Genomic DNA, 13,997 nt, shown 5'->3' on the forward strand with positions numbered 1-13,997 from the left:
GATAACACTTTAAATATTATAATACCAGCAAACCAGAATCTCTCAAAATATCAATAGGTTTAGAATACCAAAACAATTCAAAATCTTCAAATTGGGTTTCGAAACTGCTTTTTAATTGCTTAAACGATTGTGGTTTATGTTGAGGAGTGATGTCTTCTAAAATATCTAAAAGCCAAAGGCCCTTCTCTTTTTCTAGTGTAATCTGAAAGCTATCTGCCGTATCATGAAACGTGAATTCTAAGAAGTCTTTCGTGGTTCCTTTTTTCGTTTTAGAAAATTCAGCCACTAAAGGCATGCTGCCTAACCAAACAATTTTTGCGGTTGGTTTAATGTTGAAAACAGGTTCTTGTGCTAAGGAATTATAGATAAAATCAGGATCGATTTCGGTTTCAGGAATGTCAAAGTCAAACCAATCTTGTAAAGGACTATCAAACCCAATACCATGCATAAAGTTGAAAAGTGATTTCTTTAATCCGTAACTAAATTGCGAATGGTCAATACCAGTTGAATCGGTAAAATCGACATCGTTATTGGCAAAACTGATGTTTTTATAATTGGGTGTAATGCCATAATCACTAGGATTTAATCCGACAGGACTATGCGCTGTTAAAGCAAATTGATGCCAAAATCCCGATTGTAACACACCAACTTCAAACAACTGACGCACCATTTCTAAACTATCTACCGTTTCTTGAACTGTTTGCGTTGGGTAACCATACATTAAGTACGAATGCACCATAATATTCGCTTCGGTAAAATTGCGAGTCACTTGCGCCACTTGCTCAACGGTTACACCTTTGTCTATCAATTTTAACAAACGATCTGAGGCGACTTCCAGTCCACCAGAAACGGCAATACAACCAGAGGCTTTCAATAAAATACAAAGATCTTGAGTAAAGTTTTTCTCGAATCTAATGTTGGTCCACCAAGTGACGCTGAGGTTACGCTTTAGGATTTCGAGCGCTAAAGCTTTCATCAACGATGGAGGAGCGGCTTCATCGACGTAATGAAATCCAGTTTCGCCAGTTTGCGCAATGAGTGTTTCCATACGGTCGACTAAGAGCGATGCCGCAACAGGTTCGTAAATTTTAATATAGTCTAAGGATATATCGCAAAAGGTACATTTTCCCCAATAACAACCGTGTGCCATGGTGAGTTTGTTCCATCTGCCATCGCTCCATAAACTGTGCATAGGGTTGGCGATTTCTATAACAGAGATATATTGGTCTAATAATAAATCTGAATAATCAGGAGTGCCAACATCGGCTTGTTTGTAATCTGGAGAGCTGCTGTTGTTTTTATAAACGATGGTTCCGTTTTCGAGAACAAAGGTGCGTTTGAATGTGGTGTCGTTTTTAAGCACCGCATTGTATAATAATTCAATAGGTAATTCGCCATCATCTAAGGTGATAAAATCGAAAAATTCAAAAACTCTAATGTCTGTAACAGACCGTAATTCGGTATTTGGAAATCCGCCACCCATCGCGATTTTAATTTCAGGATAATTGACTTTTATAAATTGTGCACAACGAAAAGCACTGTATAAATTCCCAGGAAACGGTACCGAAAAGCAAATGAGTTTGGGTTGGGTATCTTTAATCCGAGTCTCTAATAATTCTAATGTAATTTGATCGATGTAGGTTTCATCATCTTGCAACTGCACATAAAGTTCATCAAAGGCATTGGCACTTTGTCCTAAACGTTCTGCATACCGACTGAATCCAAAATCGGGATCAATACACTCCACTATGAAATCCGATAAATCTTCTATATAAAGCGTGGCTAAATGTTTGGCTTTGTCTTGCATTCCCATGGCACCAAACGCAAAATCCATATCGTCTAATTGTGCAAAACGCGAAGCTTGTGGTAAAAAGTTGGTGGTGCAAATCTGTCTGGCAAAGGTTTGATTTTTACCTTGAAGAAATAAGATGATGTCATCTAAAGACTTTAAATAATGATCTTTTAAAGCATAAATACGTTCACAGTTTTCAGTTTGAATACGATCATTTTCAAAAGCCAATTGAAAAATTTCTTCAAAGGTTTCTTTTTTAAACAACTCTAAAATCACTTCAATACCCAAATCCATTTGAAACGCCCCAATCCCTTTAGTATTCAGGAAACCTTTAAGATAGGCGGTTCCAGGATACGGAGTATTGAGTTGGGTAAATGGAGGTGTTATGAGTAAGAGGTCTTTCACTGGTTGAAGTTGAAATTGAAGTTGAAAATGAAATTGAAATCGAAACAGTTTGATGCAAATATAGTTTGAAATCTACCCATTCTTCAAAATCTCAGCAACCGCTTGTTGATACGCTCTTGGATTATTCGCCTTTTTAATTTTCTTAAAGGTCTTCCGTGGATCTGAAAACGACTGAGCAAAGTATTCCCAAAAGCCTTGCATTTTCATTTTTATCGGAGTTGGTCCAGATAAGGCTTCATCGTATTGCTGATAAATGGTATCATGGAATTCTCTAAAAATGTCCCATCGGTTTTCTGGATAGTCTGTCGTGTTGTTTTTAATCATGCTTGGTAAAAACGGATCAGCGATTAAGCCTCTGCCAATCATAAAATGATCGATACTTGGAAAACGAGCTTGCATTTCTTTCAACTTTGTAACAGAAGTAATATCACCGTTGTAATACAATTTGTGTTTGGTGCTTGCTATACATTTTTCAAAAGCCTCAAGATTTACTCCGCCTTTGTACAATTGTTTTCCAATACGTGCATGAATGGCAATGTTTTTAAGTGGATAGGCATCTAGAATAGGGAAGGTGTGTAAAATTTCTTCAGGGTTTTCATAACCCATGCGCATTTTCATAGACACCACAATGTCCGTTTCTTTATGAACGCGCTCTAAAATATGATTGATTTTTTCTGGGTCGCAAATGAGTCCAGAACCCATACCACGATTGGTTACCATGGGATAAGGACAACCTAAATTCCAGTTCAACTCTTTGTATCCTAATTCTTGAATATAATCGACTACGAATAAAAACTCATCAGCACTGTTGGTCATAATTTGTGGAATGACTTCTAATGTTGAATTGTTTTCGAGCTGTAAATCGAGTTTATAAGAGTTTTTAATAATCAACTTATTATTAAACCGAATGTAAGGAGCATAAAACGTGTCAATACCACCAAAATAGTGGTTAAACGCATTCCGAAATCGGAAATCAGTAAACCCTTGTAATGGTGATGATAACAGCGTAATTGGCATTTCGTTTTATGTTTTTATGTTGATTTTTTTGCAACCGCTAAATAACAAAAAACTAATGTATTATTCTGATGAATGAGTGAAGATTGTTATTTTAAATGTTCTTTAAAAAAAGCGATGGTACGTTTCCAAGATAATGTAGCTGCAGCTTTATCATATCGTGGTGTGGTATTATTGTGAAAACCATGATTCACTTCAGGATAGATGTAAGCTGTGTATTCTATATTGTTAGCTTTCAATATTTTTTCAAACGCTGGCCAGCCTGCATTCACTCTAGTATCTAATTCACCATATTGGAGTAGAAGTGGTGCTTTAATTTTTACAGCATCTTCAGCTTCTGGTTGTCTGCCATAGTAAGGTACTGCTGCACCCAAATCTGGTAAACGAACAGCCATCATATTAGAAATCCAACCTCCAAAGCAGAACCCTACAACTCCAACATTTCCATCACAGTGCTCGTGATTTTTAAGGTGATGGTAGGCGGCAATAAAATCTTCTAACATTTCCTGTTGGTTACGCTCTTTTTGCATCGTTCTACCGTCGTCATCATTACCTGGATAACCACCAAGAGGACTCAATGCGTCAGGAGCTAATGAAATAAAACCTTCCTTCGCTGTACGTCTACCAACATCTTCTATATAAGGATTTAAACCTCTGTTTTCATGCACCACAATAACACCTGGTAATTTGGTTTTGTTGTCCTTTGGTTGGGATAGTAACCCTTTTATGGTACCACCTCCTTTTGGAGATTCATAGGTGATAAAATCAGAATCTAGTGTTGGGTCATTAGGAGCGACTAATAAATTATCTATATAATTAGGGGATACAAAACTTAATAACGATGACACTGTTAAACCACCAACAGCATACAATGACAACTTTTCTACGAATTGTCTTCGGTTGAGTTTATTGTGTGCGTAATCATCGTAAAGGTCGAAAACTTCTTGTTTAATGTCTTCTTTTTTTAAGTTTTTCATAGTGCTTTGTATTAAACAATTATTGAGAGGTTAAGTTACGGGTTTTTAAAATATCTTCTCTAAAAACTGTTTAATATTTTTGTGATGGGATCGAATCAACTCTTCACGAGCCGCTGCAGTATCAATCGGTTTCTTATCTTGCGATAATTTAAATTTGCCTTCCCAATCTGTGATGGTGATTTCAAACATTTCAATATAACCTAAGTTTTTATCTAAACGTGGATTGTCTGACTCTAGCGTATATTTATGATCAGGAGCTTCTAAAAATTCAGTCATTTTAATTAATGATTGCTTTAAAGCTGTTTTACTTTCAATGGCTTTTACCGTTCCTTTGAGATGCACTTTAATATAATTCCAAGTTGGTAATTGCGTGGTGGAATAAATACTTGGTGAAATATAACATTCTGGGCCTGCAAAAATAAGAGTAACATCTTTTTTATCTTTCAGTAATTCAGCTTGTGGATTGTTTACATCAATATGGCCAATCAGTTTTCCGTTCTCGTAAATTAAAGGCAAATGAGTAATTAATGGCTCATTATCTTTTACGGAAATTACTGTTGCCAAAGGATACGTTTTTATCACTTCAATTAAATGATTTTTATCGTTGTCTTGATGTTGCTGTGGAGGGTAATTCATTTATTATTAGCCTAATTGGATTCAGATATTACTAATTTAATGCCAATTTAATGACCCTCTAAATTTACAATTTTTTATCTTTAGAGCATGGCAGAGAAACCAACTTCATTTTCAATTAAAAATTGGTCACAAGATGATCAGCCACGAGAAAAACTAAGAGACAAAGGTAAAACGACCCTTAGTGATGCTGAATTAATAGCTATATTGATTGGTTCTGGTAATAGAGACGAAAGTGCTGTAGCGCTCTGTAAGCGTATTTTTGCGAGTGTTGATCATAATTTGAATGCTTTAGGTAAACTCACTATTGCACAACTTATGGGTTTTAAAGGCATTGGTGAAGCTAAAGCCATATCTATTGTTGCAGCATTAGAATTAGGACGTCGCCGTCGTATAGAAGATGCCATGCAATTGGATAAAATTTCTTCTAGTCGTTCTGTTTTCGACCTCATGCAGCCTATTATAGGCGATTTACCACATGAAGAATTTTGGATATTATATCTTAATAACTCTAATAAAGTGATCCGTAAAAATCAACTAAGTAAAGGCGGTATTACAGGTACTCTAGTAGATATTCGCTTGGTGCTTAAAAATGCTTTAGAAGTTGGAGCAATTGCTTTAATATTATGCCATAATCACCCATCGGGTACTTTAAAACCAAGTCAGGCAGATAAAGACATTACAAAAAAATTAAAAACGGCTGCTCAAAGTCTAGATATATCTGTTTTAGATCATCTTATTATTACTGAGAGTGCCTATTATAGTTTTGCAGATGAAAACCAAATGGGTTAAAATTTAAAAATAGATTAATAGACAACCGTTATAATTAGAGCGTTTACGGTTGAAATTTGTTATTTTTATCTTTTGGAATTCATTATACTTTATGCTACTCGTTTATACACATAAAATCACACCGCGCGTTACCTACACGTTTAAGCATATATGCAAACGTATTTTGGGTATAGAGGTACTCTTTACGTCTAAAGTTGAGGATTTTATAGCGCACGATAGTCTTAAGATGTCTTATACCAAACAGCCATTGAGTAATGAGTTGTTTATAAGAAGTAATGAGTTGTTATTTGAAACAGGTCTATCTGATATAGATATTAATGTACAGCAATGGGAAAACACTAAAGGTTTTTTTGCAACGGGAGAACGCAGCGATTTGCCTTTTGATGTTTTTGCCGCTTCCTTTTATTTATTAAGCAGGTATGAAGAGTATTTGCCGCATGTAAAGGATGATTATGGGCGGTTTTTGGCCTCTGAAAGTCTAGCTTTTGAAAATAAGTTTTTACATCAACCTGTTGTGGATATTTGGGCGTATAAACTGAAAGATGTTTTAAAATTGCGATTTCCAGATTACGAGTTTCCTAAACGGCAATATAAAATACAGCCTGTAATTGATGTGCCAATGGCGTATTACTTTAAATACAAGGGGCTTTTAAGAACTATTGGAGGTACATTAAATGAGCTTCGTCGTTTGCAATTAAAACAGTTGTATTCTAGATATTCGGTGCTTTTTGGTTTTAAACGCGATCCATATGATACGTTTAAATGGATAATCAGAAAACAAAAACAGCATCCTTTTAAATTTATGGTGTTATTTTTAATTGGAGACTATTCAACCTACGATAAAAATATAAACACCAATAAAAAAGAGTTTGTTTCACTTATCAAATCCGTTGCTGATTATTGTGATGTGGGATTAAAAGCATCTTATTTTTCTTTAAATGACATTTCGATTTTAAAAAAGGAAAAAAATAAAATGGAATCTACAACACATACGGATTTAAAAGCTGTGCGTCATTCGTTTTCAAAATTGAACTTGCCAACATCGTATCGTAATTTGGTTGAATTAGAAATTCATCAAGATTTTACCATGGGGTATATTAATACTTTAGGTTTTAGGGCAGGTACGTGTACGCCCTTTCAATTTTATGATTTAGATTATGAAGTGCAAACACCATTGCAAATTAATCCATATCATTGTTTAGATTTTGCTTTGCTGAAGTACAACTCACAATTAGACAAAACAGAACATTTACAAAAAATAATTAATGAAGTAAAAGCGGTAAATGGTACTTTTACAACTGTATTTCATAATTACACCTTTAGTGATTTAGAACGCTGGAAAGGATTTAGGTCGTTATTTAATTTAATACTAAAATCAGCAGAATGAAAACCCAAATCAAACATGTTTTTTTCGACTTAGACCATACGCTTTGGGATTTTGATAAAAACTCAGGTTTAACTTTTGAAAAGATTTTTAATTTGAATAAAGTTAACGTAAATCTGAATGATTTTTTAACGGTTTATGAACCTATAAATTTTAAGTATTGGAAGCTTTACAGAGAAGAGAAAGTTACCAAAGCGGCATTACGCTATGGAAGATTAAAAGAAGCTTTTGATGGAGTAGGTGTTGTAGTCGAAGATGATATAATTCACCTTTTGTCTGATTCTTATATAGAACAATTGTCGTCTTTTAATCACCTATTTGATGGAACTCTTGAAATTCTAAATTACTTAAAAGACAAATATCAATTGCATATTATAACCAATGGATTTGAAGAAGCACAAGAGAAAAAAATGGTTACTTCAAATATAAAGCAGTACTTTCGAACAGTAACAAATTCGGAAATGGTTGGTGTTAAAAAACCAAACCCAAAAATTTTTAATTTTGCTTTAGGTTTAGCGAATGCTAAAGCTGATGAAAGTGTAATGATCGGAGACAATATTGAAGCAGATATTGAAGGTGCACATAAGATTGGGATGCACACTATACATTTTGATTATAACGATTCGCATAATAATCATAGTTATAATCGTATTACGAATTTAAAAATGCTTATTAATCACCTTTAAAGTTTAAATCGATGTTAAAAAAAATAGTATTTACCACCTTGTTTGTCATCATGAGTTATTTTGGACATGCGCAAAAAAATCTTAATGATTATAAATATATAATCATACCGCAACAATTTGAATTCTCTAAAAGTGATGATCAATTCCAACTAAATTCCCTGACTAAGTTTTTATTTAATAAGTATGGATATGAAGCTTATTTTATTGATGAATTACCAGAAGATTTAAAATTAAATCGTTGTTTAGGTCTAATTGCTGAGGCATCTAATGATGAAGGGAATCTGTTTAAAACTAAAGTTGAAATTACACTGAAGGACTGTTATGGTGCTATTATTTCTAAATCTCAAATAGGCGAGTCGCGAGTAAAAGATTATAATAAGGCTTATAATGAAGCTATAAGAGAGGCGTTTGAAACCTATAAAGATATGGATTATAAATATGATCCAAAAGAAAGCGCTAAATCCAAATCTGAGGAAGAGCAGCCTTTGTCTACTTCGGTTGAAGTCAAAGAAAAAAGTGAAATAATCGTAACTAAAGCTAAGCCTGTAGAAGAGAATAGAGAAACGGCAATACTAACGGATAACGAGACTAAACCAGAATTATATTATGCACAAGCCATAATAAATGGATTTCAACTTGTGAATTCAGAACCAAAAGTGGTAATGATTTTACTAAATACGCAAGCTGAAGATGTATTTATAGTAAAAGATAAAAATGCCATTGTTTTTAATAAAGATGGTCAATGGGTTTATTCTCGAAATGAAGGAACAAGCTTGGAAGTTAGAATTTTAGATATAAAATTTTAATAACCATATTTATCTTTCCAAAGCATTTTTAAATGATTGCGTTGGGCTTGTTCGCGTGCATTATTACCTGGGTTATATAATTTAGTATTAGCAATTTCTTCAGGCAGGAATTCTTGAGCTGCAAAATTGTTTTCGTAATTGTGCGAATATTTATAAGTATCGCCATAACCGAGCTCTTTCATAAGCTTCGTTGGTGCATTTCGCATCGCAATAGGAACTGATAAATCACCAGTGTCTTTCACTAATTGTTGTGCTCTACCAATAGCTTCGTAAGCGGCATTACTTTTTGGGGAGCTTGCTAAATAAGTTGCACATTGACTTAGGATAATACGCGATTCAGGATTACCAATAACAGATACGGCCTGAAATGTGTTATTAGCAATCACTAATGCCGTAGGGTTGGCATTGCCAATATCTTCGCTCGCGGAAATTAATAATCGTCTTGCAATAAACTTCACATCCTCGCCACCTTCTATCATTCGAGCTAAATAATACACTGCTGCGTTTGGATCGCTACCACGAATCGATTTTATAAATGCAGAAATAATATCGTAATGCTGCTCTCCAGCTTTGTCGTATCGAGCGGCTTTGCTTTGTACCTGTTTGGTCACTAAATCGTTAGTGATAACAATATGGTCACCATCAAATGATGCTACTAATAATTCAAAAATATTAAGCAGTTTTCTAGCATCGCCACCAGACAATCGGAGTAAAGCTTCAGTTTCTTTTAATTCAATATTTAATTTAGAAAGAGCTGTGTCTTCTTTTAATGCACGTTGTAACAAGGCTTCTAAATCAGTTTTACTAAACGCATTTAAAGTATAAACTTGGCAACGCGATAGTAATGCAGAAATGACTTCAAAGCTAGGATTTTCTGTGGTTGCACCAATTAGTGTTACCCAACCTTTTTCAACAGCTTCTAAAAGGGAATCTTGTTGTGATTTGCTAAATCTGTGGATTTCATCAATAAACAAAATCGGATTTTTTGTAGTGAACATCCCGCCACTTTTTTTAGCTTTATCTATGACGTCTCTAATGTCTTTAACCCCAGAATTTATGGCACTTAATTTAAAGAATGGACGGTCAGATTCATTAGCAATAATGTTAGCTAAAGTGGTTTTTCCAATGCCCGGTGGTCCCCAAAATATCATAGAGGGAATAACTCCACTCTTAATTTGCTGGTACAACATACCATCTTTACCCACTAAATGTTGTTGACTTAAATAGTCATTTAGTGTATGGGGTCTTAAACGTTCTGCTAAAGGAGTATTCATATTTCAAAATTACAAAATGCTTTTGTGATGTATTAATGAATTCTATGAAATTCATGTTAAAAACTAAAGCGCTGAATTCGCGTTTCTGCCATTATTTCAGACAAATCAATTTTGGCTATAAATTTGAAAGACTTTATTTAAATTTGAATATGAGTAAAACACAACATTTTAAATACTCTAACAATATTATTATCTATCCTTTGTTGATTTTATTTGCTATTTGGTTGGTGTTTTGGTACCAAGTAAGGATTGATAGTGGCATTAAGGCGTTTGGTATTAGACCTCAAAAACTAGAAGGACTTGCAGGTGTTGTTACAAGTCCATTTTTGCATGGAGATATAAATCATATTTATAATAATTCTTTTCCCCTTTTTGTATTAACTGTTGCTTTGTTTTATTTTTATAGTAAAATAGCATGGAAGGTTATTGGTTTTGGCATTTTGCTTTCTGGTTTTATGACCTGGCTTATTGCTAACTCAGGGAATCATATAGGAGCTAGTGGATTGGTATATGTCTTAGTTAGCTTTATATTTTTTAAAGGTATATTAGCTAAACATTACCGTCTGATAGCATTGTCGTTAATGGTTATCTTTCTTTATGGAAGTATGATTTGGTATGTGTTCCCAATAAAAACAGGAATGTCTTGGGAAGGGCATTTAAGTGGTTTAATTACCGGACTAGTATTCGCTTTAATATTTAGAAAACAAGTTGCAAAACCAGACCGTTATAAATGGGAACAACCCGATTATAACGAAGAAGATGATCCGTTTATGAAACACTTTGATGAAAATGGAAATTTTATTGAGTTTGAACCTGAAGTCGAAATCGAAAATGAATCTGAACTCAAAATTGAACCTGAAATAAAACAAGCTCAAAGAATCAATTACATCTTTAAGAAAAACGAAAACTAAATTTTATCAGCGAAAGAACAGCTAATGTGATTCAATGTGAAAAATGATTTAATTTCAATTTTACAATTTTTGCTAAAGGCTAAAGGCTAAAGGCTAAAGGCTAAAGGCTAAAGGCTAAAGGCTAAAGGCTAACTAACTACGTTGCCTAACAGCTTCATATAAAAACGCACCACAAGCTACAGAAACATTTAAAGATTCAATTTCTCCTAGTATGGGAAGTTTAGCTTGGTCATCAACTACTTTTAATACAGACGGATTAATACCTCTGCCTTCAGATCCCATGATTATGGCACAAGGTTCTTTAAACGATACATCGTATAGAAAGTGCTCTGCTTTTTCTGTTGCAGCAATAACTCTAATGCCAGAAGATTGCATATGAAAAACCGCATCTTTTATATGATCTACTTTACAAATTGGCATTTTAAAAATAGCACCAGCACTTGTTTTAATCGTATCTCCATTTATAGGAGCTCCACCCTTTTTCTGAATAATAATGCCATTAACGCCAGTACATTCTGCAGTACGGACTATAGCACCAAAATTTCTAACATCACTTAATTGATCTAATAAAAGGAATAACGGTGTTTTTCCAGATTCGATAACACTCATTACTAAGTCGTCAATATCATGAAACTCAATTGGGGAAATTTGGGCAACGGCACCTTGATGGTTTCCATGTGTTAAGCGATTCAACTTTTCTACAGGTACGTATGATGAATTGATACCTGCAGAACGAATAGCTTGTTCTAGTTCTTTAAACAATTCACCTTGCAACCCTTTTTGCATAAAAACCTTGTCAATAGTTTCGTTAGATTTAATGGCTTCTATAATTGCTCTAATTCCAAAAATTGTAGTTTCGTTTTTCATGCTATAAAAGCTAGGTTTTGTTTAAAAGTTATACTGCAAAATTAGTTTTTAATAGCGTAATAATTTAATATCTTTCACTAAAAGTTCTTAATTATGAAAATTAAAGTAATCTCTCTATGTTTCTTAGTGGTAATTGTATGGTCATGTAACAAAGAAGATAGTTATACTACAACTGAAATAATAGAAGAAGTAGTGCTTTCTGACGAGGTAGAATTATACGATTCAGATAAACTTGAAAACAGCTTAGTTCTTGGCGTTATAAATGGAGGTACGTATTCTTTTTTAATTGATAAAACAGGACGAAAACTAAAAGAATGGAATTTTGAAAATAACTTGGGTAATGATTTAGTAGTATTGCCAAGTGGCCAACTATTAGGTATTTTTAAGCCAGATGGTGATCTTGAGTTTTCATTTGGCGGATATGGCGGTGTCATTAAAATCATAAATACTGACGGTTCTATTGATTGGGAGTTTGATTATCATTCTAGTACATATTTAGCACATCATGATATAGAGATGTTACCAAATGGAAATGTTCTAATTTTAGTATGGGAGAAAGTTGTTAAAAGTGAGCTTCAATCGTATGGGATTAATGCTGTTGATGATGTTTATCCAGAAATGTTAATTGAGGTTAACCCAAGTAGTAATGCGATAGTTTGGGAGTGGCACTCTAAAGACCATTTTGTGCAAGATATTGATGAAACTTTACCTAACTATGGCATTATAGCAGATAACCCACAGCTGATTAATCCTAATTACGCCTTAAGTGATAATGGAGATATTATGCATGGTAATGGAATCGATTATGATCCTGAAAAAGATGTGATTTTTTTAAGTATCAATTTCTTTAGTGAAGTCTGGGTTATCGATCATTCTACTACTATCGCTGAAGCTTCTACTAATATAGGTGGTAATTATGAGAAAGGAGGAGATTTGATTTATAGGTTTGGTAATCCTGGTGCTTATAATAATTTGAGTGGTACACGATTATTTGATAATAATCATTTTCCAAATTTCCTAGAGTCTAATGAACCAGGTGCTGGAAATGTTCTAGTTTTTAATAATGGAGCAAGTCAGGGACAGTCTATTATTTATGAACTTGTAATGCCGTCTAATTATAATTTAGTGCCAAATTCTGATAATGAGCCAGAAGTAGCATGGAGTTTTACTCATGAAGATTTGTTTAATCAAAGAATTTCTGGTGCGGTGCGCCTCAAAAATGGAAATACGCTTATTTGTGAGGGAGATTATGGATTTTGGGAAGTGACTAGAGAAAAAGAAATTGTGTGGAAGTACAATGAAGTCGGTAGTTTTTGGAGAGCTTATAATTATTTGCCTACGGATAGTGCTATTTTAAATTTAGGACTGTAAAGGAATTACAATCAGTGATATTTGAATTAAACCAAATAAAATGATATTTGATTGTCATTTTAGAAAAATATTTAGCCTGTAATAAATATACTTTTAGATAATTTTTTAGAAGTATAGGACATAAAAAAACCGTTGAAAGTTAATTCAACGGTTTTTATTTTATGATGTAATTAATCTAATTTAGGTCAGTTTCGTTTATTCGGCACATAAAATTACCGAAAGTGGCCCGGCATCAGATCCTGCTTCAACAGCTAAAAGAAGCTGATCATCAGGGCCATAAATTTCAAATGAAATCTCACCATATTCATCACCAGGGTAAAACCATACCGCCGTTTCTACACCATTAGGAATGGTTAGAGTTGCAGTTCCATTACTAGGTTCGTCAACACAATCATAAGGAACGTCCACATAAGGATTGCATAATCCCACTTCTTGATCTAAAACGCCATCCAAAAATAATTGTAAGCCGTTACCTCCATTTGCATCATTTGTTTGCCATCCGTCTCCGTAGCTGTCATGCATTTCAACTCTGTAAGTACCTGGCTGGGGAGCACAGCTTACAGCATATTGCAGGAAGTAAGTGTTGTTGTCAATCTGATTGAAATCCGCTGCGTAATAATTTGTACTTCCATCACTGGTTAAGGTTTCTAAAACAGTACCGTCGCTTAAAGTAAATGCAGGATAAAAATAAAGGATGTCCCCGGCCATTAAGTCAGTAGGAGTACTCAACTCAGAGAAAGCGCTAATAACTTCTGCACCGGTAATGACATAATCTTTAGGGAAGGTTGTGACACCTGCGTCCAAAGTAATAGGTCCGTAAATATCCCCATTTACTGTCTTGTATAGCGCTCTCAAATCATATGAATTTGGATTGCCTATGGCTAAATCAACATTAAATTCAAGATTTAAGGTTGCAAACGTTGTGTTTATAATTGAGGTGGCGCTACCATCTACTATGGTTAAATTTCCTAATGCGCCATTTTTGTACCCTATTACAGAATCTCCACCGTCATTTTCGCAAGCGATATTGATGGCGCAAAATGCTAAAATAAAGGTTATAATTTTTATATTTTTCATGTCTTTTT

General features: G+C 34.1%; 13 protein-coding genes. 6 read left to right on the forward strand and 7 right to left on the reverse strand.

The genetic code is table 11. From position 1 onward, the window contains the following. Positions 1 to 16 precede the first annotated feature (16 nt). The 4 genes from HM986_RS14620 to HM986_RS14635 form a co-directional block, all read right to left on the reverse strand. Entirely contained in the window at positions 17 to 2,197 is a 2,181-nt protein-coding gene (locus HM986_RS14620; protein WP_179335834.1) for a B12-binding domain-containing radical SAM protein, read from the reverse strand. 72 nt (positions 2,198 to 2,269) lie between these two features. Continuing rightward, complete coding sequence (locus HM986_RS14625) at positions 2,270 to 3,214, reverse strand: tRNA dihydrouridine synthase (protein ID WP_179335835.1); 945 nt, start codon at positions 3,212 to 3,214, stop codon at positions 2,270 to 2,272. A gap of 86 nt (positions 3,215 to 3,300) precedes the next feature. After that, the gene (locus HM986_RS14630; protein WP_179335836.1) at positions 3,301 to 4,188 is read right to left on the reverse strand and encodes a dienelactone hydrolase family protein; all 888 of its coding nucleotides are present in this window, start codon (positions 4,186 to 4,188) and stop codon (positions 3,301 to 3,303) included. A 45-nt stretch (positions 4,189 to 4,233) separates the two neighbouring features. Continuing rightward, positions 4,234 to 4,824: an FMN-binding negative transcriptional regulator gene (locus HM986_RS14635; protein WP_179335837.1), complete on the reverse strand. Its 591-nt coding sequence runs from the start codon at positions 4,822 to 4,824 to the stop codon at positions 4,234 to 4,236. Between the two features lie 87 nt (positions 4,825 to 4,911). On the opposite strand from HM986_RS14635, the gene radC reads away from it, so the two are divergent. The 4 genes from radC to HM986_RS14655 all read left to right on the forward strand — a co-directional run bounded on the left by radC (position 4,912) and on the right by HM986_RS14655 (position 8,489). Next, positions 4,912 to 5,613, forward strand: a complete 702-nt coding sequence (radC, locus tag HM986_RS14640; RefSeq protein WP_179335838.1) for a RadC family protein — start codon at positions 4,912 to 4,914, stop codon at positions 5,611 to 5,613. Positions 5,614 to 5,704: 91 nt separating this feature from the next. Then, on the forward strand, positions 5,705 to 7,000 hold the full coding sequence (locus HM986_RS14645; RefSeq protein WP_179335839.1) for a polysaccharide deacetylase family protein: 1,296 nt from the start codon (positions 5,705 to 5,707) through the stop codon (positions 6,998 to 7,000). Then, entirely contained in the window at positions 6,997 to 7,683 is a 687-nt protein-coding gene (locus HM986_RS14650) for a YjjG family noncanonical pyrimidine nucleotidase (RefSeq protein ID WP_179335840.1), read from the forward strand. The genes HM986_RS14645 and HM986_RS14650 overlap by 4 nt, the downstream gene beginning before the upstream one ends. Before the next feature lie 11 nt (positions 7,684 to 7,694). Beyond that, the gene (locus tag HM986_RS14655) at positions 7,695 to 8,489 is read left to right on the forward strand and encodes a hypothetical protein (RefSeq protein ID WP_179335841.1); all 795 of its coding nucleotides are present in this window, start codon (positions 7,695 to 7,697) and stop codon (positions 8,487 to 8,489) included. On the opposite strand, the gene HM986_RS14660 is transcribed toward HM986_RS14655, so the two are convergent. Beyond that, positions 8,486 to 9,763: a replication-associated recombination protein A gene (locus HM986_RS14660; protein ID WP_179335842.1), complete on the reverse strand. Its 1,278-nt coding sequence runs from the start codon at positions 9,761 to 9,763 to the stop codon at positions 8,486 to 8,488. The two genes, HM986_RS14655 and HM986_RS14660, sit on opposite strands and share 4 nt — an antisense overlap. A 149-nt stretch (positions 9,764 to 9,912) precedes the next feature. Here HM986_RS14660 and HM986_RS14665 point away from each other — a divergent pair, with 149 nt between their 5' ends. After that, positions 9,913 to 10,674, forward strand: coding sequence for a rhomboid family intramembrane serine protease (locus HM986_RS14665; RefSeq protein WP_179335843.1), 762 nt, complete (start codon positions 9,913 to 9,915; stop codon positions 10,672 to 10,674). Between the two features lie 132 nt (positions 10,675 to 10,806). Here the strand turns inward: HM986_RS14665 and rlmB are convergent, their stop codons facing one another. Further along, the gene (gene rlmB / locus HM986_RS14670) at positions 10,807 to 11,541 is read right to left on the reverse strand and encodes a 23S rRNA (guanosine(2251)-2'-O)-methyltransferase RlmB (protein ID WP_179335844.1); all 735 of its coding nucleotides are present in this window, start codon (positions 11,539 to 11,541) and stop codon (positions 10,807 to 10,809) included. A 93-nt stretch (positions 11,542 to 11,634) separates the two neighbouring features. Here rlmB and HM986_RS14675 point away from each other — a divergent pair, with 93 nt between their 5' ends. Continuing rightward, the gene (locus HM986_RS14675; RefSeq protein WP_179335845.1) at positions 11,635 to 12,912 is read left to right on the forward strand and encodes an aryl-sulfate sulfotransferase; all 1,278 of its coding nucleotides are present in this window, start codon (positions 11,635 to 11,637) and stop codon (positions 12,910 to 12,912) included. Between the two features lie 195 nt (positions 12,913 to 13,107). Here HM986_RS14675 and HM986_RS14680 read toward each other — a convergent pair whose 3' ends face one another. Next, positions 13,108 to 13,989: a hypothetical protein gene (locus HM986_RS14680; RefSeq protein WP_179335846.1), complete on the reverse strand. Its 882-nt coding sequence runs from the start codon at positions 13,987 to 13,989 to the stop codon at positions 13,108 to 13,110. Positions 13,990 to 13,997: the final 8 nt, after the last annotated feature.

Source organism: Winogradskyella costae (assembly GCF_013403865.1).
Taxonomy (GTDB): domain Bacteria; phylum Bacteroidota; class Bacteroidia; order Flavobacteriales; family Flavobacteriaceae; genus Winogradskyella; species Winogradskyella costae.